19 protein-coding genes and 1 tRNA gene are annotated in these 22341 nt (G+C 73.7%); 8 read left to right on the forward strand and 12 right to left on the reverse strand.

The features are described from left to right. The first annotated feature begins 115 nt into the window (after positions 1 to 115). Positions 116 to 916, forward strand: coding sequence for an N-formylglutamate amidohydrolase (locus KUM32_RS34555; RefSeq protein WP_217145870.1), 801 nt, complete (start codon positions 116 to 118; stop codon positions 914 to 916). A 345-nt stretch (positions 917 to 1261) separates the two neighbouring features. Here the strand turns inward: KUM32_RS34555 and KUM32_RS34560 are convergent, their stop codons facing one another. The 3 genes from KUM32_RS34560 to KUM32_RS34570 all read right to left on the reverse strand — a co-directional run bounded on the left by KUM32_RS34560 (position 1262) and on the right by KUM32_RS34570 (position 3827). After that, on the reverse strand, positions 1262 to 1741 hold the full coding sequence (locus tag KUM32_RS34560) for a hypothetical protein (protein WP_217145976.1): 480 nt from the start codon (positions 1739 to 1741) through the stop codon (positions 1262 to 1264). Between the two features lie 5 nt (positions 1742 to 1746). Continuing rightward, positions 1747 to 2322: a sigma-70 family RNA polymerase sigma factor gene (locus KUM32_RS34565; RefSeq protein ID WP_308408792.1), complete on the reverse strand. Its 576-nt coding sequence runs from the start codon at positions 2320 to 2322 to the stop codon at positions 1747 to 1749. A 71-nt stretch (positions 2323 to 2393) separates the two neighbouring features. Beyond that, a complete protein-coding gene (locus KUM32_RS34570) occupies positions 2394 to 3827 on the reverse strand; it encodes a S8/S53 family peptidase (RefSeq protein ID WP_217145871.1) in 1434 nt (477 codons plus the stop codon). 167 nt (positions 3828 to 3994) lie between these two features. On the opposite strand from KUM32_RS34570, the gene KUM32_RS34575 reads away from it, so the two are divergent. Further along, the gene (locus KUM32_RS34575) at positions 3995 to 6937 is read left to right on the forward strand and encodes a CHAT domain-containing protein (RefSeq protein WP_254406577.1); all 2943 of its coding nucleotides are present in this window, start codon (positions 3995 to 3997) and stop codon (positions 6935 to 6937) included. A gap of 18 nt (positions 6938 to 6955) precedes the next feature. Here KUM32_RS34575 and KUM32_RS34580 read toward each other — a convergent pair whose 3' ends face one another. Further along, positions 6956 to 8791, reverse strand: coding sequence for a LuxR C-terminal-related transcriptional regulator (locus tag KUM32_RS34580; RefSeq protein ID WP_217145873.1), 1836 nt, complete (start codon positions 8789 to 8791; stop codon positions 6956 to 6958). A gap of 71 nt (positions 8792 to 8862) precedes the next feature. Here KUM32_RS34580 and KUM32_RS34585 point away from each other — a divergent pair, with 71 nt between their 5' ends. Both KUM32_RS34585 and KUM32_RS34590 read left to right on the forward strand, forming a co-directional pair. Next, positions 8863 to 9942: a hypothetical protein gene (locus KUM32_RS34585; RefSeq protein WP_217145874.1), complete on the forward strand. Its 1080-nt coding sequence runs from the start codon at positions 8863 to 8865 to the stop codon at positions 9940 to 9942. A gap of 316 nt (positions 9943 to 10258) precedes the next feature. Next, a complete protein-coding gene (locus tag KUM32_RS34590) occupies positions 10259 to 11248 on the forward strand; it encodes an LD-carboxypeptidase (protein ID WP_217145875.1) in 990 nt (329 codons plus the stop codon). A gap of 350 nt (positions 11249 to 11598) precedes the next feature. On the opposite strand, the gene KUM32_RS34595 is transcribed toward KUM32_RS34590, so the two are convergent. The 3 genes from KUM32_RS34595 to KUM32_RS34600 all read right to left on the reverse strand — a co-directional run bounded on the left by KUM32_RS34595 (position 11599) and on the right by KUM32_RS34600 (position 12783). Further along, on the reverse strand, positions 11599 to 12327 hold the full coding sequence (locus KUM32_RS34595; RefSeq protein WP_217145876.1) for a glutathione S-transferase C-terminal domain-containing protein: 729 nt from the start codon (positions 12325 to 12327) through the stop codon (positions 11599 to 11601). 119 nt (positions 12328 to 12446) lie between these two features. Further along, positions 12447 to 12569, reverse strand: coding sequence for a putative leader peptide (locus KUM32_RS45490; protein ID WP_374227583.1), 123 nt, complete (start codon positions 12567 to 12569; stop codon positions 12447 to 12449). A 140-nt stretch (positions 12570 to 12709) separates the two neighbouring features. Beyond that, a tRNA-Pro gene (locus KUM32_RS34600) sits at positions 12710 to 12783 on the reverse strand. 275 nt (positions 12784 to 13058) lie between these two features. On the opposite strand from KUM32_RS34600, the gene KUM32_RS34605 reads away from it, so the two are divergent. The 3 genes from KUM32_RS34605 (at position 13059) to KUM32_RS34615 (ending at position 16596) form a co-directional block, all read left to right on the forward strand. Next, positions 13059 to 14018: a bile acid:sodium symporter family protein gene (locus KUM32_RS34605; protein WP_217145877.1), complete on the forward strand. Its 960-nt coding sequence runs from the start codon at positions 13059 to 13061 to the stop codon at positions 14016 to 14018. A 220-nt stretch (positions 14019 to 14238) separates the two neighbouring features. Further along, on the forward strand, positions 14239 to 15402 hold the full coding sequence (locus KUM32_RS34610; RefSeq protein ID WP_217145878.1) for a Gfo/Idh/MocA family protein: 1164 nt from the start codon (positions 14239 to 14241) through the stop codon (positions 15400 to 15402). A gap of 189 nt (positions 15403 to 15591) precedes the next feature. Continuing rightward, positions 15592 to 16596, forward strand: coding sequence for a Gfo/Idh/MocA family oxidoreductase (locus KUM32_RS34615; protein ID WP_217145879.1), 1005 nt, complete (start codon positions 15592 to 15594; stop codon positions 16594 to 16596). Between the two features lie 30 nt (positions 16597 to 16626). On the opposite strand, the gene KUM32_RS34620 is transcribed toward KUM32_RS34615, so the two are convergent. The 5 genes from KUM32_RS34620 to KUM32_RS34640 all read right to left on the reverse strand — a co-directional run bounded on the left by KUM32_RS34620 (position 16627) and on the right by KUM32_RS34640 (position 21131). Continuing rightward, entirely contained in the window at positions 16627 to 17040 is a 414-nt protein-coding gene (locus tag KUM32_RS34620; protein WP_217145880.1) for a VOC family protein, read from the reverse strand. A gap of 113 nt (positions 17041 to 17153) precedes the next feature. Then, positions 17154 to 18056 carry a sugar phosphate isomerase/epimerase gene (locus KUM32_RS34625; protein ID WP_217145881.1) on the reverse strand — a complete coding sequence of 301 codons (903 nt, stop codon included), beginning with the start codon at positions 18054 to 18056 and terminating at the stop codon, positions 17154 to 17156. 1 nt (position 18057) lies between these two features. Beyond that, complete coding sequence (locus tag KUM32_RS34630) at positions 18058 to 19026, reverse strand: ATP-binding cassette domain-containing protein (RefSeq protein ID WP_217145882.1); 969 nt, start codon at positions 19024 to 19026, stop codon at positions 18058 to 18060. A gap of 6 nt (positions 19027 to 19032) precedes the next feature. Further along, complete coding sequence (locus KUM32_RS34635; protein WP_217145883.1) at positions 19033 to 20109, reverse strand: ABC transporter permease; 1077 nt, start codon at positions 20107 to 20109, stop codon at positions 19033 to 19035. After that, the gene (locus KUM32_RS34640; protein WP_217145884.1) at positions 20109 to 21131 is read right to left on the reverse strand and encodes a sugar ABC transporter substrate-binding protein; all 1023 of its coding nucleotides are present in this window, start codon (positions 21129 to 21131) and stop codon (positions 20109 to 20111) included. Before KUM32_RS34640 ends, KUM32_RS34635 begins: the two co-directional genes overlap by 1 nt. A 235-nt stretch (positions 21132 to 21366) precedes the next feature. Between KUM32_RS34640 and iolC the strand changes: the two genes are divergently transcribed. Then, positions 21367 to 22329, forward strand: a complete 963-nt coding sequence (gene iolC, locus KUM32_RS34645) for a 5-dehydro-2-deoxygluconokinase (RefSeq protein WP_217145885.1) — start codon at positions 21367 to 21369, stop codon at positions 22327 to 22329. Positions 22330 to 22341: the final 12 nt, after the last annotated feature.

A 22341-nucleotide genomic window follows, 5' to 3' on the forward strand; every position in this document is an offset into this window, starting at 1 on the left:
AGCGGAACCGGAGGCGCGGTCGCCCGCCGCTCCGTGCACGGCAGCCGATCCCCGCGGCCCTCGTTCGGCACTCCGGCCTGCCGCACACCACCGACAACACCCCTGGAGCACTCCCGTGACCGACGCCCAGCGCCCCGCCTTCGCGTTGCTGCCCGGCGCCGCGCGGTCCCCCGTGATTCTCCACGTGCCGCACTCCTCGCGGGAGATACCCGCCGACGTCCGCGCCGGTATCGTCCTGGACGACGCGGCCCTGGAACGGGAGCTCGACCACATCACCGACTCGCACACGGCGGACATCGCCGAGGCGGCCGCCGGACTGGCCGGCATCACGCCCTGGCGGTTCGTGAACCGGGCCTCGCGGCTGGTCGTCGACCCGGAGCGGTTCCCGGACGAGCGGGAGGAGATGACGGCCGTCGGGATGGGCGCGGTGTACACGCGGACCACGCACCGCGAGGTCCTGCGCCCCGACGACACCGACCCGGAGCCGCTGCTGGAGCGGTACTTCCGGCCGTACGCGCGGGCGGTGACCGAGGCGGTCGCCGACCGGCTCGCCGCCACCGGGCGGGCCGTGATCATCGACGTGCACTCCTACCCGACCGATCCACTGCCCTACGAGCTGCACGGCGCGGGCCCGCGCCCGCCGGTCTGCCTGGGCACCGACGGCTTCCACACGCCTCCCGCGCTGCTCGCCGCCGCCCGGAAGGCCTTCGCGAGCCGCGGGGGGACGGGGCTGGACAGCCCGTTCAGCGGGACGTACGTGCCGCTGGAGTTCTACGGCCGTCGGGCCGAGGTCGGGGCGTTGATGGTGGAGATCCGCCGGGACACCTACATGACCGAGCCGGGCGGACCGGCCGGGCCGGGGCTGTCCCGCCTCGCGGAGTCGCTGGCGGCCCTCGTCGACGCCGCGTCCGCCTGACCGCGGACCGGGCCCCGGCCCGCCCGCGCTTCCCCCGTGTCCCGGCCCGCCCGTCTTCGTCGACCAGCCCACCAGCGGGACCAGCCCGACCACGAGGAACCCGTGGCAGGCGGTCGCCGGGGCGTTCACGGTGCGTGCGGTGGAGGGCTGCGGCCCCCGGGCGCGGCAGGTCCGCGACAGTCCGGTAGACGGCGGCGGGGGCGTACGGGACCGGCCCCGGCGGACCTGGGCGAGGGCCTCGAACGCTTCCCGACGGCCGTGCCGGCGAGGTGACGGCGTGCCGGACCGTCTTCGGCGCGGGCGCGCACCCCGCCCCGCGGCCGGCCGTTCAGGCCCGCCGGCGGGTCAGGCGCGCAGCCACTCCGTCACGACCACCGCGCCACCGGTCCGCAGCCGCAGTGCGAACGGGCCGGTGGGCGGGGCGGCGCCGGTGAACCGGCCCATGTCGTCCGCCGTCAGCCGCGCGTGGGTCCGGGGACCGCTGAGCACCTCGACGCGGGCGGGCCCGGGCGGCAGCACCTGCCCGATCAGGCCGTCCGCGGTCACTTCGACGTCGACGGTCACCTCGTCCACGCGGAAGGTGAGCATCCGCGGCGGGTCCTCCGCTCCCCTGACCGGAAGCGCGTCGACCAGCGAGTCGAACGTCAGCTCGGCCACGCGCGTGTCCAGGTCGTGCAGCGCGAACGCGTCGACGGCGATCCGCCGCAGCTCGGCCGGGACCGGATCCAGGATCGCGGCGGCCTGCCGCAGTTCCTCCTCCAGCAGCGCGGCCTCCAGCTCGCCCTCGGTGAAGGTCCCCTCGGCGAATCCGTCGCCGTCGTACATGTCGCTCATATCGTCCCCCGTGCCTCGAGCCGGGCCCGCAGCCGGCGCAGACAGCGCTGGCGCATCGGCCCGATGCTGCCCACCGCGATCCCCAGCGCGGCGGACACCTCCTGATAACTGGGCGGCGGCGAGGAGATCAGCACACGCAGCAACTGGCGGCACCGCTCGCCCAGTTCCTCGAACTCCTGCCACAGCCGCCGGACGCGCTCGGTCTGCGCGGCGGCCTCCTCGGAGTCGAGCACCGACTCCTCCGGCGTGCGGTCCTCGCTCGGCCGGTCGAGCAACTGCGGATCGTCGGTCGGTGTCCACCGCTTCGACGCCCTGAGCAGCTTCAGGCACTCGTGGCGTGCCGTGCTCGCCAGCCAGGAACCGGTCTTCTCCGGTTCCCGGATGCGCCCCAGGTGCTGGGCGAAACGGAACCAGGCGGTCTGGTACACCTCGTGCGCGTCGGCGTCGGACAGCCCGTGCGCCCGCGCCACGGACCACACCAGCGGGCCCAGCCCGTCGACCAGCGACTTCCAGGCCGCCGCGTCCCCGTCGGCGGCCAACCGGACGAGCGCCCCGACCTCTGCACGGTCCACTGCCCCACCCCTCGTGTACGACACGTCATCGTACGCCGTGGAATGGGTGGTTCCGCCCAGCGTGCGGCCGCTCACGGCCTGCCGGCCGACGGGTCGACGGGGACCGGTCGCCAGGTGGGCGGCAGCAGGGCCGGAACGTGCGCCCCGCGGACTTCCGCGTACTCGGTGTTGGCCGCGAGCAACTGCGCCCGGGCGGCGCGCGGGTTCCGCTGCTTGTGCGCCGTCATGTGGGAGGCGACCAGACCCGCGACCACGGGGGTGGCGAAGGAGGTGCCGCTCCACTGCGCGTGCCCTTCGAACATCACCTGGTCCGGCTTGGCGGGGGCGTCGCCCGGCTCGCTCAGCACCCCGTTGTGCCGGGGGTACTGACAGGTGCAGGGGTAGGCGAAGCCGTACCGGCACGCGTCGTAGGTGGAGTGCTGGTAGACGTACGGCACGGGCGCCCGGAAGCCGGTCAGGGCGCTGGTCAGGCGCTCGCCCGGGGCGTAGACCTTGACCCAGCCGCCGTGGTTGCTGAAGCAGGCGCCGAACTCGCCGTCGGAGCGCAGCGCGCCGACCGACAGCACGGAGTCCTCCCAGCCGGGCAGGTCGGCGTAGGCGGCGGGCCAGAAGGGCGTGGCGCTGCCGTTGTTGCCGGCGGCGGCGACCAGCAGGGTGCGCTGCTCGCGCAGCTCCTCCATGAAGGCGTGCACGCCGAGCAGGCCGTCGGTGCGGCCGTTGGAGGTGCCGGCGGAGAGGCTGAGGATCTCCGGCCAGCCGTCCCGGTCGACGGCCTCGAAGAGCCTCTCGCCCAGCTCGGACTCCAGGATGGCGCCGGCGTCGTTGAGGGTGTTGCTGACGGTCACCTCGGTGTTGGGGGCGACGGCGGCGACGAGACCGGCGATGAAGGTGCCGTGGCCGACGTACTGCTGGAGGATGCCGTCCTCGTCGCACTCCCTGATCTGGGCGTCGCCGTCGGTGTGGGTGAGCAGCGGGCAGGACCGGTAGTCGTGCATGAGGCCGGTGTCGATGACGAGGACACCGACGGCGGTGCCCGCGTCGTACGGCGTGTCGGCGGGGGCCGGGTTCGGCTGCTCGCTGACCGGGACGGGCACGGGCTCGTCACCGGGGCAGGCGTTGACGGCGATGGAGACGACGTGGTTGCGGCTGATCAGCCTGCGGCCCGCGCGGCCCTCCATCGTCCGCAGGGAGCGCAGGGCGTGGGCGACGGTGGGGTCACCGCCGCCGTCGCCCTCGCCGGGGTCACCCACCTGGATACGGGTGATGCCGGTGCGGTTGGTCTCGGGGCTCGCCCGGCGCACGTGGTCCGAGGTCAGCTCGGCCATCGTGGTGAAGTGGTCCCGCACGGTGTCCTCGACCAGGCGGGCCTCCTCGCCGTCACGGGCGAGGACGACGCCCTTCTCGTAGAGGAACTCGGCGGAATCGTCCGGACCCATCGCCAGCGGGACGCCCGGCATCGAGCGTTGGATCTGATCGAACTGCTCGCGGAATCTCTGTGGTGCCATGGCATGTCCTCCACTGAGGCGGTGGTGGTGACGGTCGCGGCGACGGTCGTCAATCAGAGTCGACGGTTGGCTGATTGATACAGACTCGAACCTGTGGGGTGCGGTTCCGGAGCACTACCATCCGTGGGGTGACAGCGGGAAACGACTCGGTTCTCCAACTGCTGCCCATGGTGTTCGCCTCCCCCAACGAAGCGCTGGCGCGGGCGGAGGAGCTGCTCGGGGCCGATCCGTCACCGCTGCACGCCTCGATCGCCCACCAGGTGATCGGCATCTGGCAGCGGGACTTCGGCGACACCCGGCGGGCCCTGGCCCATCTGCGGCGCGCCCGTGACCTCGCGGCCCGCGCGGACTCGGCCGAGCGGGAGGCGGACGTACTCGCCACGCTCGGGGTGGCGCTGGTGCACTCCGGCCGCACCCGGGAGGGGCTGGCGGCGTTCGAACGGGGCGTGGCACGCGGCACCGGGCACACCAGGGCGCGGGTGCTGTACCGGCGGGCCTACGTCTGGTGGGTGCTGGGCCGGCACGGCGAGGCGCTGGAGGACGTGCGGCGGGCGATCCCGGTGCTGCGGCAGGCGGACGACGTGATCTGGACCGCGCGGGCGCTGACGCTGCGGGCCACGGTGCATCTGGCGCTCGGGGCGGTGGAGCGGGCGGACGCCGACTTCACCGCGGCGGAGGCGCTGTGGGACACCACCGGCCAGGAGCACGACAAGGCCGACGCGGTGGAGAGCCGGGGGCTCGCGGCGTTCCGGTCGGGTGACGTGCCGGCGGCGCTGCGGCTGCTGGACGAGGCCGAGGAGCGGTACGCCAAGCTGGACACGCCGACGTTCATGCTCACCATCCGGCGCTGCGAGGTGCTGATGGCGGCCGGGCTGGCGACGGAGGCGCTGACCGAGGCCGACGGGGCCATCGCCGCGCTGGACGGCATCGGCGGGCAGTCCACCCGCAAGGCCGAGCTGCTGCTGGTGGCCGCGCGGGCGGCCCGGCTGGCGGACGATCCGCGGACCGCGATCGCCCGCGCGGCCGTCGCGGTACGGCTGTTCGCCGGGCAGCGGCGCACCTGGTACGAGACGCACGCCCGGCTGGTGCTGATCGAGGCGCGGGTCGCGACGGGGCGCGCGTCGGGCCGGCTGGTGGCGGACGCCGCGGCGGTGGCGGAGCGGCTGGCCGCCTTTGGGGCGCCGGCCGCGCCGGAGGCGTCGCTGCTGGCGGGCCGGATCGCGCTGGGCCTGGGCTGGACGGCGGACGCGGAACGGCATCTGGCGGTCGCCGCGCGCGCCCGGCACAGCGGTCCGCCGCTGGCACGGATGACGGGCTGGGCGGCGCAGGCGCTGCGGGCGCGGGCGGCCGGCTCGGCGCGGGGCGTGCTGGAGGCCTGCCGACGGGGGCTGGACGTACTCGACGACCACCGGATGACGCTGGGCGCCTCGGAGCTGCGGGCCCGGGCCACCGCGCAGGGGGCGGAACTGGCGGCGCTGGCGCAGCAGGCGAGCCTGGTCTCGGGCGGGCCGCGGCGGCTGCTGGTGTGGAGCGAGCGCTGGCGGGCGACCGTGCTGTCCGCGCCGCCCACCCGGCCGCCGGCCGACCCCGCGCTGCTGAGCGGTATGACGGCGTTCCGGGAGATCGCCGCCCGTGCGGACGAGGCCCGGCTGGAGGGGGGCCGGCCCGTGCCCGCCCTGGAGCGCGAACAGCGGCGCCTGGAGCGGGAGATCCGCTCCCGCACCCTGCACATGCGGGGCGAGGCCCCCGGTGACGGTGACCGGTTCGACGTCGGCCGTCTGCTGCGGCGGCTGGGTGACGACGTGCGGCTGGTGGAGCTGGCGGTGCTCGACGGGCGGGTGCACGTCCTGTTGTGCGGGCAGGGCCGGGTGCGGCGGTTCGAGGCCGGGCTGCTGGCGGAGGCGGAGCGGGAGGCCGAGCACGTACAGGCCGGGCTGCGGCGGCTGGCGCATCCGGGAGCGGATGCCCGGCTGCCGCTGGTGGAGGCGGCGGGCGCGCGCCTCCAGGAGCTGCTGCTCGGCCGCGCGGCGGCGCACCTCGGCTCCGGTCCGGTCGTCGTGGTCCCGCCGGGCCGCCTGCACCGGGTGCCGTGGGCCCTGCTGCCCGCCCTGCGGGAACGGGTCCTGAGCGTGTCGCCGTCGGCGACCAGCTGGCTGCGCGCGAGCGAGACCACGCCCCCGTCGGGCGGCCGGCAGGTCCTGGTCCGCGGACCGGGTCTGGCGAGCGGCGGGGCGGAGGTACCGCACCTCGCCGGCCGGTACGGGGTGCCGCGGATGCCGGGGGCCGGCGGGGCGTGGGCGCCTTCGTCCGGCGGCGCGTACGAAGACGGCGCCGGGACGCGGGACCGGGCACGGGACACCGGTGGGAGCGGGAGGCCCACCGGGCCGGGGGACGGCAGGGACGGCGCGTCCTCACCCGGGGACCGGGGCGCGGTACCGGCCCACCCCGGGAGCGACGGCGTACGCGGGGCGCGGCCCCCGGACCGGCACGGGCACTCCGCCGAACCCGACAGCGGCCGGGGGCGCGTGCCACGTACCTCCGGGCGGGGGGACGGCGCGGACCTGCCGCGTGGTGGCGCGGCGGGAGGACCGGCCGGCGCGGAGGACGCCGCCGCGCGGGAGGCCGGCCGGCACGCGGGGCCCACGGTGCTGGAGGGCGACGAGGCGCGGGTGCCGCGGGTGTTGCGGGAGCTGGACGGGGCCGCGCTGGCGCACATCGCCGCGCACGGCACCTTCCGCGCGGACAGCCCCTTGTTCTCGTCGCTGCGGATGGCGGACGGGCCGCTCATCGTGCACGACTTCGAACGTCTGGACCGCAGCCCGTACCGGATCATCCTGTCCTGCTGTGACACCGCCCGGTTCGCGTCGGTCGGCGCCGACGAGCTGCTCGGGCTGGTCACCGCGCTGCTGCCGCTGGGCACGGCCGGGGTGGTGGCGTGCAGCGCGCCGGTCAACGACGCCGCGGTGGTGCCTCTGATGCTCGCGCTGCACAAGGGCCTGGACGCCGGGCTGTCCCTCGCGGAGGCACTGCGTGACGCGCGGGCGGCACTGCCCGGGGACGCGGTGCACCAGGCGACGGGGTGGGCGTTCTGCGCGTTCGGCGCGGCCTGAGGCCTCGGCTGCCCGTGCTCAGGCCGGTTGGGCCTCGGGCAGGTCCACCAGCCAGGGCAGGGCGCCGCGGTCGCCCGCACCGAGACGGGTGTAGGCGCTGTAGAGGTGGTTGCCGACGGTGCGGACGGACAGGGTGAGTCTCTCCGCGATCTGCCGGTTGCTCAGGCCGGCCGCGGCGAGTGTGACGATCTGCCGCTGACGGGCGGTGAGTTCGCCGAGCGCCAGACCGGACAGGGCGGGCGTCCGGGCGCCCTCGCAGCGCCGGGCGAGGGCGACGGCGCGGGTTCGGGCGGTGCGTGCGGCGCTCGGGTCGCGGTGCGCGCCTGCCGCCTGGGCGTGTGCCTCGGCCGCGAACAGCAGGAAGCCGCGTTCCTCCAGCTGCTCGGCCACCCCGTCCAGCGCCGGTCCGTCGCCCCGCGCGAGGGCGTCCGCGTGCGCGGCGAAGACGCCGGTGAGACGGCCGGCCGCCCACTCGGGGGCACCGAGCCGGACGGCGTCGTACGGGTCCCCGGCGAGCGCGGCCTCCCGGACCGCCGCGTCCAGGTCGCCGCGCGCGGCGGCGGACCACACGGCGGCGTCCCCGGTGGGGGCGCCGTGGGCCGCCGTCGGTGTCGCGTCGCCCGACTGCGCCGAGGCGAGGGCGAGCTCGGTACGGCACGAGGCGTCGCCGGGGGCCGTCCGCAGGCCCTCGCGGGCCCAGGCCGCGGCCTCCCGCAGCCGGCCGCGCAGGCGTGCGAACCGCGCGCGCGGCGCCGCGTACTCCGCGGGCAGCGGCACTCCCTCGGCCACGAGCCACTCCCCCACGGGCGTCTCCAGGGCCCGTACGTCGGCCTGTTCGATGCGCCGGGTCAGGGCGGCCGACTCCGCCGCCAGGGCGGGACCGCACCGGTCCGGGGTACGGGACAGACGCCGGGCCCGCAGCCGGCCCGCGGCGGCCCGCAGGACGGGGCCGTGCAGGGGGTGGGCGAGCCGGGTGGCCCCCTGCTCGTCGACGACGACCAGGCCCTCGGCCTCCAGCCGCTCCAGGGTGTGCGCGTCGAAGGAGTCCAGGTCGGGCGGCAACGGCTCGGCGAAGGCCAGGCGTTCGAGCGTCTCACGCTCCTCGGGGCGGGCGCGGCCGAGGACGTGGGCGGCGCGCTCCCGTACGGCCGCGGTGACCGGCACCGGCCCCCGCCACGCGCGCCGGTCCGTGCCCGGGACCGGCGTGAGCAGCCCCCGTTCGCGTACCGCGGTCAGCAGCTCGCGCAGCAGCCGCAGGTCTCCCCGGCACAGGCGGTGCAGCCGGTCGACGGTGAGCGGCTCCAGGCCGACGCCCGCACCCGCCGCGAGCAGTTCGGCGGTCTCCTCGCGGGGCAGCGGCTCCAGGGCGAGACGCGGCAGCAGCTCGCCGGACCACAGCCTGGACACCGCGTCCGGCACGGGGACGCCCTCCGTGGCGACGACCAGGAGCCGGGTACGGCCGTGCACGGCGAGCTGGTGCACGAGGGCGGCGGAGGCGTCGTCGAGCAGGTGCGCGTCGTCGACGAGCAGCAGCCGCACGCCGGACAGGAGGTGCACGGCACGGTGCAGGGTGACGGTCTCGGGGAGCAGGTGCGCGAACGCGGCGAAGGGGATGCCGCCGGTCGCGGGCGTCCCGGCCGCCCGGGAGTGTTCCGTGCCCCGGACGGCCTCCGTCACGAGCCGGCTCTTGCCGCAGCCCGCCGGGCCGGTCACCACGACGCCGTTGCGCCCGGCGGCCAGGGACCGGCGCACCAGCTCCAGTTCGTCCGCCCGCCCGGTGAAGGGCCAGGCCGGCTCCAGCGTCTTCGCGTCCCGCAGAGAAGTCGTCACGGCAACATGAGCCGGCGTACTCATCCCTGATACAGGGCGACTTGAGTAGCCCTCGACTCAGGCGCCGGACCGGGCCGCACGGCAGTGTGTGGGCCATGACCGCACGCTACTGCTCGCTCGCGCAGCAGCCCGCTCCCGCGTTCGCGCCGGGGCTGGCCGCCGAGCGTCTCGCCGCGCTCGTGGGCGGGCAGCGGATGTGGATCAACGGCACCGTTCTGCACTACTGCTTCCTCGGTGGCGACACCGACGCCTCGGTCGTTCCCATGCCGGGTACCGGCCGTCCCCGGCGGGTGTCGTGGTTCGGGACCGAGGAGCAGCGGGCCGTGGTGCGCGACTGCTTCCGGGAATGGCAGGACCTCGGCATCGGACTGGTCCTGACCGAGGTCGGCGACCGCTCGGAGGCCGAACTGCGCATCGGCTTCCAGCCCGGGGACGGGTCCTGGTCGGCGGTGGGCAAGGACGCGCTCCGGGTGGGCCTGAACGACCGTACGATGAACTTCGGCTGGGACCTGACCGCGCCCGGGGAGCGCGCGACGGCCCTGCACCAGATCGGGCACGCGCTCGGCATGCTGCACGAGCACCAGAGCCCGTTCGCCGGCATCCTCTGGGACGACGAGGCCGTCTACGCCGAGCTGGCGGGCCCCCCGAACCACTGGAGCCGGGAGCGGACCTTCCACAACATCCTGCGCAAGCTCGACACGGACGAGGTCAACGGCCCGGTCTGGGACCCGCAATCGATCATGGAGTACCCGTTCCCGTCGGGGCTGATACTGGAGCCCGAGCACTACCGCTCCGGCCTGCAGCCGCCCGGCACCCTCTCCGCGGCCGACAAGGAGTTCGCCCTGCGCTGGTATCCGCCCATCGGCCGGCCGGGGCCGCTGGTGCCGTTCCGCTCGGTCCCGCTCGGCCTCGGTCCGGGCGAACAGGCCGACTTCCGCGTGGACCCGCCGGAGACCCGGGAGTACACGGTGGGCACGTTCGGCGACAGCGACGCCGTCGTCGTGATCTTCGAGGAGCGGGACGGGGAGCCCCGCTACCTCGTCGGACAGGACGACGGGGGAACCTCCCGCAACGCCAGGATCAGGGCCCGTTTCGTCAAGGGCCGACGCTATGTCGTCCGGGTGCGCCTGTACTCCACGTGGGGTGTGGGCGAGACGGCGGTCATGTGCTGGTGACCGCACGGCTCCGAGGCACCCGGGCACCACGACCACAGACCGGCGCCGGGGGACAGCCGGGGCACGTCGCCTTCGGGGGAGGGTGACGTGTCACGGCTGGCCGGGCCCCGCTTCTTCTGGGGGGAGGAGGCGGGGCCCGGCCGCGTGTGGCGAGGGCCCGGGACCAGCGGTCTCATCGGTCAGCTCCAGCACGTCGCCGAGGCGGGGAGGCGGCGGGCCGGGCCGGCCGGGGTTTGGGGGCGTGACCACGCCGAGGCGGAATACCGGCGGCACGGGCCTTGTTGGTCGCCATTGTTGATCAACAAGGAGGAGGCCCATGCCTGCGACCCTTCGGCCCCGCGCGCTGCGTTCCGGCGACCTCGTGGTCGTCACCGCACCCTCCGGCCAGCTTGAGCCGGGTGAGGAACCACTGCTCGCCCGCGGTGTGGCGATACTCGAGCGGATGGGTTTCCGCGTGCGGGTCAGCCCGATGGTCAACCCGGCGCGGAACCGCTGGTGGGCGTCGGGCACCCCTGCCGAGCAGGCCGACGAGCTCAATGTCCTGCTCCGGGACCCGGAGGTGCGGGCCGTCGTCGCGCATACCGGTGGACAGGCGACCGTCGGCTATCTCGATCTGATCGATCTGGACGCGATCCGGGCCGACCCGAAACCGATCATCGGCTACAGCGACATCTCGCTGCTGCACATGGCGCTGTTCGCCCGAACCGGCCTCGTCGGCTTCCACGCCGACATCGCCACCCACGGTTTCGGCAGCGACTGGTACACGCTGGGCGACGAGGCCCGTCGCTCCGAGCTCGTCGACCTCTACACCCGGGTGCTCACCAAGGCCGAGGCGCCGGGCGCGCTGCCGGCGAAGGAGGCTTGGGAGACCTGGCGGCCGGGCAGCGCGCAGGGACCACTGTTCGGCGGCTTGCTGAACCGTCTGGTCCTGCTGCAGGCGACACCGTTCGCGCCGGCCCCCGAACTCTTCGAGGGCGCCGTGCTGTTCTGGGAGGAGCTGCAGCGGCCAGTCTCGCGGATCTGGAACGACCTGCACACCTTGCGGCTGTCCGGTGTGCTGGACCGGATCGCCGGCATGGTGGTCGGCATCCCGACCGAGGTCACGCCCCACGAGGGCGGCGGACAGCGCGCGGACCTGCGCGACGTGGTACTCGATGTCCTGGGCCGACGTGACATCCCGGTTCTCGCACAGGTCGACTTCGGTCACACCTCGCCGAACCTGCCGCTGCCCATCGGCGTCCGCGCGCACGTGGACGCGGACCACCGGACGCTGTCCCTGATCGAGCCGGCGGTCGCGGAAGGCTGAGTCCTGTCGCATTTCGACGCAGGGCCGGAGGGCCGCGACCCGGCCTGTTCGGCTTCTCCCGGCCGACCTGACCGTGATGCCCGTCGCGCCGGCTTCTCCCGGCCGACCTGACCGCGATGCCCGTCGCGCCGGCTTGCCCGACCGTCCTGACCGCCGCCGGACGCGGGCGGCCGAGACCGATCCCGGCTTCCGCCCGAGGCCGAGCGCGTGCGTGACCTGTACGCCCGCGCCCGGGAGGGCGAACCGCTCGGCGCCCACGAGTACGTGATCAGCGCAGACGAGAAGACCTCCGTCCAGGCCCGCTGCCACCGCACCCTCGCCCCGGCCAGGGCGATGCGGGTGCACCACACCTACGGCCGAGGCGGAGCTCCTCTCCGGGGAACTCGCGGCACCGCGCGAGCTTCCAGGGCGGGCCGGTCCGCGAGGTGACGGCCGAAGGCCGGGTGGGCGGTCAGGCGCCGCACGTGGGACCAGAGGGCGGGGTGACCGGCCGTGCGCCGGGGGCCGTCGTGCCGTACGAGGGCCACCCACACCTCGACGTCGGCGGCGGTGGGCCGGTCACCCACGACGTAGGGGTGCGCGGTCAGACGCCGCTCCAGCGCGTCCAGTACGCCGGGCAGGGCCGCGGGGTCGGCGGTGCGCTCGCACAGCAGCTCGACCCTCTCGATCTCCGTCTCCGCCCCGCAGGGGTACAGCACCGGACCGGCGGGGGACGTGAAGTACCGGGCGAGGTCACGCATGATGTCGCGGGCGTGGGTGCTCACGATCCGGCCCGACCAGTCGTCGCTGAGCACCGGCGCCACGGCCGGCCCCCGGTAGCGGTGCGCGCTCGCCTCGTACAGCGGGCGCAGCGCGGAGTGACCGCCGTCGGGGCAGTCGGGGACCGCGTCCAGGACGGTCACCGGACAGACCCGTTCCAGGCCGAGCAGGCTGTGGACGACGGCGATGCGCAGACAGTCGTCGTGGTCGGGCGACAGGTGGAGGCGGTAGCGGCGGGGCACGGCGTAGTGGCCACTGCGCGGGTCGCGGCCGATCCGTCCCCGGAAGGCGGGGGCAGGGGTGAGCGGTGTGACGGACATGGTTCTCCCCGGGTGCGGGCGCGTGACGTACGCGCGGTGGAGGCAGGCGTCGGGCCGTGGTCGGCGAGCGGATCCGGGCGGCGTCCGTACGGGGACCGCCGCGGCCGGCGCCGGAGGGCTCAGCGCGCGAGGCTGAGCGCGCTGCTGACGCGGAGGAGGTCGATGTGACGGCGGGAGGTGAGCAGGGGGGACGGGCCCGGCGCACGGCTCTCGCCGCCCGTGGCTCGATCGAGGCGCCCCATGTTTCCCTACCCGTTCACTAGGATTCCTGGGCAGTGTCGACCGGCGCCCGTGAGCCGTCAAGGGGGCGTCCAGTCGGTGGTACGCCGCATACGGAAAAGGGCCCCCGCGAGCCACTGCCCGCGAAGACCCTTCCTCACCGTCGGGACGACAGGATTTGAACCTGCGACCCCTTGACCCCCAGTCAAGTGCGCTACCAAGCTGCGCCACGTCCCGGTGCGCGTCGCCGCGGACGGCCTGTGATCCGTTTCCGCGTGATCGCGCTGGTCAACCCTACCGCATCCCGCACGGTGGGGCCGACGCCGGCCGCCTCCCTCCCGGGGAGGCCGACGATGTCCCACCGGGCCCGGGCGGCCTGGTCCCGCTCCCGGCGGCCGCTCGGGACCGGCCGCCATCCGGTCGACGCGAAGGGTCACCAAGGCCGGCCGTCCCGATGATCACATCGCGAGACGGCTTTGCGTCACGCCGCCCACCAGGCGTTACCTCGCACGGTGCGAACCGAACGACCCGAACACCTCAGCGACGACGCCACCGGCGACCGCTCCGCGCGACGCGCCGTCACCGTCTTCCCGATCCTCGTCCTCGCGGCCGGCGCCCTCGGCCTACTGCTCCCCGGCGGTTTCACCGGCTGGAGCGAGTCGGTGCCGTACCTGCTGGGCGTCGTGATGTTCTGCATGGGCATCACGATGACCCCGGAGGACTTCCGCGGCGTGGTGAGACGTCCCTGGGCAGTGGGCCTCGGGCTGGTCGCGCACTACGTCATCATGCCGCTGCTCGGCTGGGCCGTCGCCCACCTGCTCGACCTCCCGCCGCAGCTCGCCGCCGGTGTGATCCTCGTCGGCTGCGCGCCCAGCGGCACGGCGTCCAACGTGGTGACGTACCTGGCCCGCGGCGACGTGGCCCTGTCGGTCTCCGTCGCCACCGTCTCCACGCTCGTCGCCCCGCTCGTCACGCCGCCGCTGACGCTGCTGCTGGCCGGGGAGTACCTGCCGGTCGACGCCGGTTCCATGGTCACCGACATCCTCAAGACGGTGCTGCTGCCGGTCCTCGCGGGTGTCGTCGTACGGCTCCTCGCGGGCCGGTACGTGCAGCGGGCGCTGCCGGTGCTGCCCTGGTTGTCCGCGCTGACGATCGCCGTGATCGTGGCCGTCGTCGTGGCGGGCAGCGCGGAGGCCATCAAGTCGGCGGCGGCGCTGGTGTTCGTCGCCGTCGTACTCCACAACGGTCTCGGCCTGGCGCTCGGTTACGGCGCGGGGCGCCTGGGCCGGCTCGGCGAGCCCGCCAGCCGTGCCATGGCCTTCGAGGTCGGCATGCAGAACTCCGGCCTCGCGGCCTCCCTGGCCACCGCCCACTTCAGCCCGCTCGCGGCGCTGCCGGCCGCGGTGTTCTCGGTCTGGCACAACGTCTCGGGCGCGGTGGCCGCCGCGTGGCTGTCCCGCCGGGGACGCTGAGCCCCGTGTCCGGCCGAGCGGGGACGCGATCGTGGCCTTCTCAGCGTGTGAGGCGGTCAGGGCGGTGACACCGTCCGCCCGCCGCGGACCGCCGGGCTGCCGGACCGCCGGGCTGCCGGGCGCCCTGTGGACGTATTGTCCTGTCAAAAGGTTGACATGAAACGGACGTCGCCTCAGGGTGGGCGGGACACAGCTCGGATCGGTGCGAAGAAGGGCTCTCATGGTGGACGCACTCGGTGTCGCCGTCGTCGGTTTCGGCTGGATGGGCCGGGTGCACACCCAGGCGTACGCCCGTGTCCGGCACCACTATCCCCAGCTGTCCCTGCGTCCGGAGCTGGTGACCGTCGCCGAGGAGGTGCCGGGGCGGGCCGAGGAGGCCGCCGCGCGGTTCGGGTTCGCTTCGACGACCCGCGACTGGCGGGACGTGGCCGCCGACCCACGGGTCGGCGCGGTCAGCATCACCGCCCCGAACTTCCTGCACCGCGAGATCGCCGTCGCGATGGCCGAGGCCGGCAAGCACATCTGGATCGAGAAGCCGGTCGGACTGACCGCCGAGGACGCGCGGGCGGTCGCGGACGCGGTCGCCAAGGCCGGGGTCCAGGGCGCGGTCGGTTTCAACTACCGCAACGCGCCGGCCGTGGAGGCCGCCCGCGACCTGATCGCCGCCGGGGAGATCGGCACCGTCACACATGTCCGCATCCGCCTCTTCAGTGACTACGCGGCCCATCCCGAAGGCGCCTTGACCTGGCGTTACGAGCGGGAGCGCGGCGGCAGCGGAGTGCTCGGCGACCTGGCCTCGCACGGCGCCGACCTGGCCCGGTTCCTGCTCGGCGACATCACGTCCCTGACCGCCGACACGGCGGTCTTCCTGCCCGAGCGGGCCCGTCCGACCGCCGCCACGGCCGGTCACGCCCGTGCCGCGGGCGGCGAGCTCGGTCCGGTCGAGAACGAGGACTACGTCAGCTGCCTGCTGCGTTTCGCCTCGGGCGCCCGCGGTGTCCTGGAGGCCTGCCGGGTCTCGGTCGGCGAGCAGAACAACTACGGCTTCGAGGTGCACGGCACCACCGGCGCCGTCTTCTGGGACTTCCGCCGCATGAACGAGCTGGGCGTCAGCCGCGGCACGACGTACCAGGACCAGCCGGTCAGTACCGTCTACGTCGGCCCCGCGCACGGCGAGTTCGCCGCCTTCCAGCCCGGTGCCGCGAACGCCATGGGCTACGACGACCTCAAGGTGGTGGAGGCCCACCGCTTCCTGCGCTCCATCGCGGAGGACACCCCGTACGGGGCCACCCTGCCGGACGCCGTGCACAGTGCGGCCGTACTGGACGCCATGGCCCGGTCGGCCGAGCGCGGGGCCTGGGTCGAGGTCCGACCGGTGGGGTGAGGGCGGCCCGCCGGCAGCAGTACCGCCGACCGTGCGCGGCTGTCCGAGCGGGGCTGCGACCTCGACGGGTTGCGCGCGCGTGCGGCTCGCACGACTCGCACGCTCACACGTCTCCCGTCCGCACACCGCACCGGCACCCACACCCACCCGCACCCGCACCCGCACCCGCACCCAAGGAGCAGGATCCGTATGCGCGTTGGAATCCTCGGCCTCGGCCGCATCGGCGCCTTCCACGCCGAGACCCTCTCCGGGCTCGACGTCGTCGACTCGCTCGTCGTCGCCGACCCGGTCGCGGACGCCGCGAAGGCCGCCGCCGAGCGGTTCGGCGCCCAGGTGGCGGACTCGCCCGAGGCCGTGCTGACCGCCGGGGTGGACGCGGTGGTGATCGCGGCGGCCACCGACGCCCACCCGGCCCTGATCCTGGCCGCCGTCGAGGCCGGCGTCCCCGTCTTCTGCGAGAAGCCCGTCGCCCGCACCATGGCGGAGGGCGTCGAGGTGTTCAAGGCGGTCGCGGGTCATGACGTGCCGGTCCAGATCGGCTACAACCGCCGCTTCGACGCCGGGTTCGCCGCGGCGCGGGCGGCCGTGCGGCGGGGCGAGCTGGGCACGCTGCACACCGTGCGGTCGACCACGCTGGACCCGGCGCCGCCGCCGGCCGCGTACATCGCCGCCTCCGGGGGCATCTTCCGCGACTGCTCGGTGCACGACTTCGACATCATCCGCTGGGTGACCGGCCGCGAGGTGAGCGAGGTGTACGCCGTCGGCGGCAACCGCGGCGCCGTCTTCATCAAGGAGGCCGGCGACGCCGACACCACCGGCGCCGTCCTCACCCTGGACGACGGCACGATCGCCGTGGTCTCCAACAGCCGTCACAACGCGCGCGGTTACGACGTCCGCATGGAGATCCACGGCTTCGCGGACTCCATCGCCGTCGGCCTGGAGGACAAGCTGCCGCTGCGCTCGGTCGAGCCGGGCGTGACCTTCCCGGCCGGCACCCCGCACGACTTCTTCATGGACCGCTTCAGCGCCGCCTACCGCGCCGAGCTCACCGCGTTCACCGAGGTCGTCGCCGGCGCCCGCCCCTCCCCCTGCACGATCGAGGACGCGCTGGAGGCGGGCTGGATCGCCGAGGCGTGCACACGGTCGCTGCGCGAACACCGACCGGTGACGATCGCGGAGGTACGGCAGGAGTGAGCCGGGCGAGGGAGCCGGCGGGCCGCGCGGTCAGCTCGCCGGCTCGCTGATGTCCACCATCCAGGGGACGCCGAACCGGTCCGTGCACATGCCGAAGACATCGCCCCACATCTGCTTCTCCAGCGGCACGGCGACCGAGCCGCCGGCGGACAGCTGCTCCCAGTAGCCGCGCAGCTCGGCCTCGTCGTCGCCGCTGAGACTCACCGAGAAGTTGGTGCCCGGGGTGTACTCCATGCCGGGCGGGGTGTCGGAGGCCATCAGGGTGAAGCCGCTCGGCGTCTCCAGCACGGCGTGCATGATCTTGTCGGCGTGAGAGCCGGCGGACTCGTCGAACGCGCCGAAGGTGTTCAGCGCCAGCGTGCCGCCGAACACCTGCTCGTAGAACTCCATCGCCTGTCGGGCGTCGCCGTCGAAGCTGAGGTAGGGGTTGAGACGTGCGGTCATGACTGCCTCCCGTAACGGGACGAAGTGCCGGTGCCGTGCACGCTAGCGCGCACCACGGGCAACGGCCCGCCGAGCGGCGCGCCGGCGGGACACGCCCGCCGGCGCCGCGGGTCTCAGGCGCCGCAGGAGCGCAGGAACCTGCGGGTGCGCACCGCGATGGGCAGCGGCTTGTCGGGCTCGCAGGGGTACATGTCCTGCTCGACGATGGCGAACAGGTCCACACCCAGCTTCTGGGCCGCCGTGAGCACCGGGCCCAGCTCCGGTACGCCGGCGGGCGGCTCGCACATCACCCCGCGCTGCACGGCCGGCCCGAACGGCACCCCGCCGGTCCGCACCTCGGCGAGGATCTCCGGGTCGACCTGCTTGAGGTGCAGGTAGCCGATGCGCTCGCCGTAGGTCTCGATCAGCTTGACGCTGTCGCCGCCGCAGTAGGCGTAGTGGCCGGTGTCCAGGCAGAGGCTGACCAGGCCGGAGTCGGTGGCGTCGAGGAAGCGTTCGACGTGCTCCTCCGTGTCGAGGTGGGTGTCGGCGTGCGGGTGGACGACGATGTCCAGACCGTAGGTCTCCTTCACCTCGCGGCCGAGGCGTTCCATGCCACGGGTGAGGTGCGCCCACTGCTCGCCGGTGAGCTCCGGCGGCTCCAGGATCTCGGCGGTCCTGTCGTCGCGCCAGAAGGACGGGATGACGACGAGGTGCTTCGCGTCCATGGCCCGGGTCAGGGCGGCGACGCGGCCGACCTGCTCCCAGGTGGCGTCCCACTCGGAGGGGCCCCGGTGCAGACCGCAGAAGATGGTGCCGGCGGAGACCCTGAGGCCGCGCCGGGTCACCTCGTCGGTGAGGCGGGCCGGGTCGGTGGGGAGGTAGCCGTAGGGGCCCAGCTCGATCCACTCGTAGCCGGCCTCGGCGACCTCGTCCAGGAACCGGCCCCAGGGCACCTGCCGCGGGTCGTCGGGGAACCAGACGCCCCAGGAGTCGGGGGCCGAGCCGACGCGGATGCGGTCCAGGGCAGCGGGCATGTCAGGCCTTCCCTTCGGCGGTGTCGGACGTCGCGGCCAGGGGCGCGGCGGCCTCCGACGCGGCGCTCCCGTGCGCGGCGGTGTCCGGTTCGGGAGCCTCCGGGCCCTCGTCCGGGAGCGCGTCGACGTCCACCCCGCCGGTCTGCGCCAGTTCGTGCTTGAGGGCGGCGAGTTCGGCGCCGCCGGCCATGTGGTGGGTGAGTTGTTCGAGGGTGATGTCGGCGCGGGCGGCGCTGAGTTCGAGGGTGCCCAGGCGCAGCACGCTGAAGTGGTCGCCGACCAGGTAGGCGTGGTGGGGGTTGTGGGTGATGAAGATGACGCCGAGACCGCGTTCGCGGGCGGCGGCGATGTACTTGAGGACCACGCCGGACTGCTTGACGCCGAGGGCGGCGGTGGGCTCGTCGAGGATGAGGACGCGGGCGCCGAAGTGCACGGCGCGGGCGATGGCGACGCACTGGCGCTGACCGCCGGAGAGGGTGCCGATGGGCTGTTCCAGGTCGTCCAGGACGATGCCCATGGCGCGCAGCTCCTCGTCGGCGGTCTTCTTCATGCGGGCGATGTCGAGGCGCCGCACGGGCCAGGGACCCTTGGTCATCTCGGAGCCGAGGAAGAAGTTGCGCCACACCGGCATCAGGGGCACGGTGGCGAGGTCCTGGTAGACGGTGGCGATGCCCCGGGCGAGGGCGTCGCGGGGGGTGGTGAAGCGCACCGGTTCGCCGTCCACGAGGAAGTCGCCCTCGGTGTGCTGGTGCAGCCCGGAGATGATCTTGATGAGGGTGGACTTGCCGGCGCCGTTGTCGCCGAGCACACAGGTCACCCGGCCGGCGTGCACGGCGAGGTCGACGCCGTGCAGGGCGCGGATGTTGCCGTAGGTCTTGCCGGCGCCGCGCAGCGCGACGAGCGGCCGGTCCGCCGCGAGCGCGGGGTCCGCGAGGACGGCCCCGTGGGTGCCGGGGGTCTTGCTGGTCATTTCCGATCACCTCCGGGTCGCCGCGCGGCGGACCCACAGATTGATGAGGACGGCGCCGAGGAGCATCACGCCGAGGAAGGCCTTGAACCAGTCGGGGTTCCAGCCGGCGTAGACGATGCCCTGGTTCACCATGCCGAACATGAAGGCGCCGAAGACCGGGCCGACGGCGGAGCCGTACCCGCCGGTGAGCAGGCAGCCGCCGATCACCGCGGCGGCGATGTAGATCAGCTCCTGGCCGACGCCCTCCCCGGACTGCACGGTGTTGAAGGAGAACAACTGGTGCATGCCGACGAACCAGGCGCCGAAGCCGACCAGCATGAACAGCGTGATCTTGGTGAAGGTGACGGGGACGCCGACCGCGCGGGCGGACTCCTGGCTGCCGCCGACCGCGAAGACCCAGTTGCCGTACTTGGTGCGCAGCAGCACCCAGGTGGCCAGGGCCGCGAAGGCGAGCCACCACACGACCGTGATCTTCACCTGGACGCCGCCGACGTCGAAGGACGAGGCGAAGAGGGCCTTGGCCTGGTCGAAGCCGTCCATGTCGCTGATGTCGTCGGTGGCGACGTTGCCGGTGACCAGTTTGGTGACCGCGAGGTTGACGCCCTGGAGGATCAGGAAGGTGCCGAGGGTGACCAGGAAGCTCGGCAGTCCGGTCTTCACCAGCATCCAGCCGTTGAACGCGCCAACCCCGAGGGAGACCGCGAGGGCGACGATCACGCCCGTCCACACGTTCATGGTCAGCTGGTAGCTGAGCATGCTCGCGGTGAGCGCCGAGGTGACCACGGCGACACCGGCCGACAGGTCGAACTCGCCGCCGATCATCAGCAGGGCGACCGGCAGCGCCATGAGGCCGATGGTGGACGACTGGTAGAGCACCGTCGCCATCGAGCCGCCCTCGCGGACCGAGGGGGCGGCGATCAGGAAGAAGACGAACACGGCGACGGCGCCGAGGAAGACCCCGACCTCGGGCCGGGCGAGCAGCCGCAGCGCCAGGGGGCGTTGCCGGGTCCGCCCGTCGGTCTCCTCCGGGCCGGGAGCCGGTGGTGCCGTCACCGCCGGCGCGGCCTGCCGGGTCGTGCTCATCACCGGGTGCCCTTCGCGGCGAACCCGGCGACGGCCTTCACGTTGGACTTGTCGACGAAGGCCGGGCCGGTCAGCACCGGCTGCTCGCCGCCGCCGCTGTAGTTGCCGTTGTTTTTGTAGAGCCACAGGCCGTCGACCGCCAGGTAGCCCTGGAGGTAGGGCTGCTGGTCGACGGCGAACTCGATGTCGCCCTTGTCGATGGCGCCGGTCAGTTCCTTGTTGAGGTCGAAGGTGACCACCTTCGCCTTGCTGCCGCCCTCGTCCACCGACTGCACGGCGGTCATGGCGAAGGGGGCGCCGAGCGTGACGAGGTGGTCGATGTCGCCGTCCTGTTTGAGCTTGGCGGTGACGGTCGACTTCACCGAGGGCATGTCGGTGCCGTTGACGTAGAGGTTCTCGACGGACCCCTCGAAGGTCTTCCTCACGCCGTCGCAGCGCTGGGTCAGGCCGATGTTGCCCTGCTCGTGGATCACGCAGACGGCGTTCTCGGCGCCGTCCTCGTTCAGCCGTTTGCCGAGCGCCTCGCCGGCCACGGTCTCGTCCTGGCCGAAGAACTCCATCAGGCCGAGCTTCTTCCAGTCCGCGAGGCCCGAGTTGAGCCCGACGACGGGTATGCCGGCCTTCTCCGCCTTGCCGAGGACGCTTCTGAGGGCGTCCGGCTTGGCCAGGGTGACGGCTATGCCGTCGACCTTCTGGTCGATGGCGTTCTGCACCAGGTTGGCCTGGTTGCCCGCGTTCGGGTCGGCGGAGTAGACGAGCTTGACGTTGTCCTTGGCGGCGGCGGCCTCCGCGCCCTTGCGGACGATGTCCCAGAAGGTGTCGCCGGGCGCCTGGTGGGTGATCAGGGCGACCGTCATACGGGGGGTGTCCGCCTTGCCCGCGGAGGCACCCGAGTCCCCCTCCTCGTCGGCCTTCTTGCCCCCGGAACTGCTGGAGCAGCCGGCCAGGGTCAGCGCCGCGGCGGCGGCCAGGGCCACCGCGGGGGCGAATCTGCGGGAGCGGGCGTGCGAAGAGCGGTCCATCTTTCCTGCACCTCACTGTGCGACTGTGCTACGGGGAAGCCGTGTGCCAGACCAGAGAAGAACGGCTGTTGCGCTGGGACCGGATACAAGTGCTTGGGACGCCCGCTGTCAATACTTTGTTAAGACATCATTTCACAAGCAGGTCCGAATGTAAGTACAAAGTATTGACAGGGTCGGCCCGGGGTCATACACCTGGGAGGCGGCAGGCCCCCGCCCAGCCCGAGGAGCGTCGCACATGGCCGAGTCAGTCCAGCATTTCGATCTGATCACGATGGGGCGCATCGGGGTCGATCTCTATCCCCTGCAAACGGGCGTGCCCCTGGCGGAGGTCGAGACCTTCGGCAAGTTCCTCGGGGGCTCGGCCGCCAACGTGGCGGTCGCCGCCGCCCGCCTCGGCCGGGCCACCGCCGTCATCACCCGCACGGGCGACGACCCGTTCGGCGGCTTCCTGCACCGGGCGCTGAAGGGATTCGGCGTCGACGACCGCTGGGTCACGCCGGTCGCCGCCCACCCTACCCCCGTCACGTTCTGCGAGATCTTCCCGCCGGACGACTTCCCCCTGTACTTCTACCGCCGCCCCAAGGCCCCCGACCTGGAGATCCACCCGGAGGAGCTGGACCTCGACGCGATCCGCGCCGCCCGCATCTTCTGGATCACCGGCACCGGCCTGAGCGAGGAACCGAGCCGTACGGCGACGCTGACCGCCCTCGCCCACCGTGCCAGGTCCGGCACCACGGTCTTCGACCTGGACTGGCGCCCCATGTTCTGGACCGGTCCCGGCCAGGCCCGCCCGTACTACGCCGAGGCGCTGCGGCACGCGACCGTCGCGGTCGGCAACCTGGACGAGTGCGAGATCGCCACGGGCGTGCGCGAGCCGCGCGCCTGCGCCGAGGCCCTGCTGGCGGCCGGCGTGGAACTGGCCGTCGTCAAGCAGGGCCCGAAGGGCGTCCTCGCCGTGCACCGCGACGGCCGGACGGCCGAGGTGACGCCGGTGCCGGTCGAGGTGGTCAACGGCCTCGGCGCGGGCGACGCGTTCGGCGGCTCCCTCTGCCACGGTCTGCTCTCCGGCTGGGACCTGGAGCGGACCATGCGGCACGCCAACGCGGCCGGCGCCCTCGTCGCCTCCCGTCTCGCCTGCTCCTCCGCGATGCCCACCGAGGCGGAGGTCGACGACCTCCTCGCGCGAGCCACCCCCTGAACGGAGCTTCGT

It is taken from the genome of Streptomyces sp. AC627_RSS907 (assembly GCF_019049165.1).

Excerpts from the sequence above, each read along its gene's own strand:
- iolC (WP_217145885.1), top strand. The coding sequence starts at position 21,367 with ATGGCCGAGTCAGTCCAGCATTTCGATCTGATCACGATGGGGCGCATC.
- KUM32_RS34635 (WP_217145883.1), bottom strand. The coding sequence starts at position 20,109 with ATGAGCACGACCCGGCAGGCCGCGCCGGCGGTGACGGCACCACCGGCT.
- KUM32_RS34610 (WP_217145878.1), top strand. The coding sequence starts at position 14,239 with ATGGTGGACGCACTCGGTGTCGCCGTCGTCGGTTTCGGCTGGATGGGC.
- KUM32_RS34615 (WP_217145879.1), top strand. The coding sequence starts at position 15,592 with ATGCGCGTTGGAATCCTCGGCCTCGGCCGCATCGGCGCCTTCCACGCC.
- KUM32_RS34625 (WP_217145881.1), bottom strand. The coding sequence starts at position 18,056 with ATGCCCGCTGCCCTGGACCGCATCCGCGTCGGCTCGGCCCCCGACTCC.
- KUM32_RS34620 (WP_217145880.1), bottom strand. The coding sequence starts at position 17,040 with ATGACCGCACGTCTCAACCCCTACCTCAGCTTCGACGGCGACGCCCGA.
- KUM32_RS34590 (WP_217145875.1), top strand. The coding sequence starts at position 10,259 with ATGCCTGCGACCCTTCGGCCCCGCGCGCTGCGTTCCGGCGACCTCGTG.
- KUM32_RS34580 (WP_217145873.1), bottom strand. The coding sequence starts at position 8,791 with ATGAGTACGCCGGCTCATGTTGCCGTGACGACTTCTCTGCGGGACGCG.
- KUM32_RS34640 (WP_217145884.1), bottom strand. The coding sequence starts at position 21,131 with ATGGACCGCTCTTCGCACGCCCGCTCCCGCAGATTCGCCCCCGCGGTG.
- KUM32_RS34560 (WP_217145976.1), bottom strand. The coding sequence starts at position 1,741 with ATGTACGACGGCGACGGATTCGCCGAGGGGACCTTCACCGAGGGCGAG.
- KUM32_RS34570 (WP_217145871.1), bottom strand. The coding sequence starts at position 3,827 with ATGGCACCACAGAGATTCCGCGAGCAGTTCGATCAGATCCAACGCTCG.
- KUM32_RS34575 (WP_254406577.1), top strand. The coding sequence starts at position 3,995 with ATGGTGTTCGCCTCCCCCAACGAAGCGCTGGCGCGGGCGGAGGAGCTG.
- KUM32_RS34630 (WP_217145882.1), bottom strand. The coding sequence starts at position 19,026 with ATGACCAGCAAGACCCCCGGCACCCACGGGGCCGTCCTCGCGGACCCC.
- KUM32_RS34585 (WP_217145874.1), top strand. The coding sequence starts at position 8,863 with ATGACCGCACGCTACTGCTCGCTCGCGCAGCAGCCCGCTCCCGCGTTC.
- KUM32_RS45490 (WP_374227583.1), bottom strand. The coding sequence starts at position 12,569 with ATGGGGCGCCTCGATCGAGCCACGGGCGGCGAGAGCCGTGCGCCGGGC.
- KUM32_RS34595 (WP_217145876.1), bottom strand. The coding sequence starts at position 12,327 with ATGTCCGTCACACCGCTCACCCCTGCCCCCGCCTTCCGGGGACGGATC.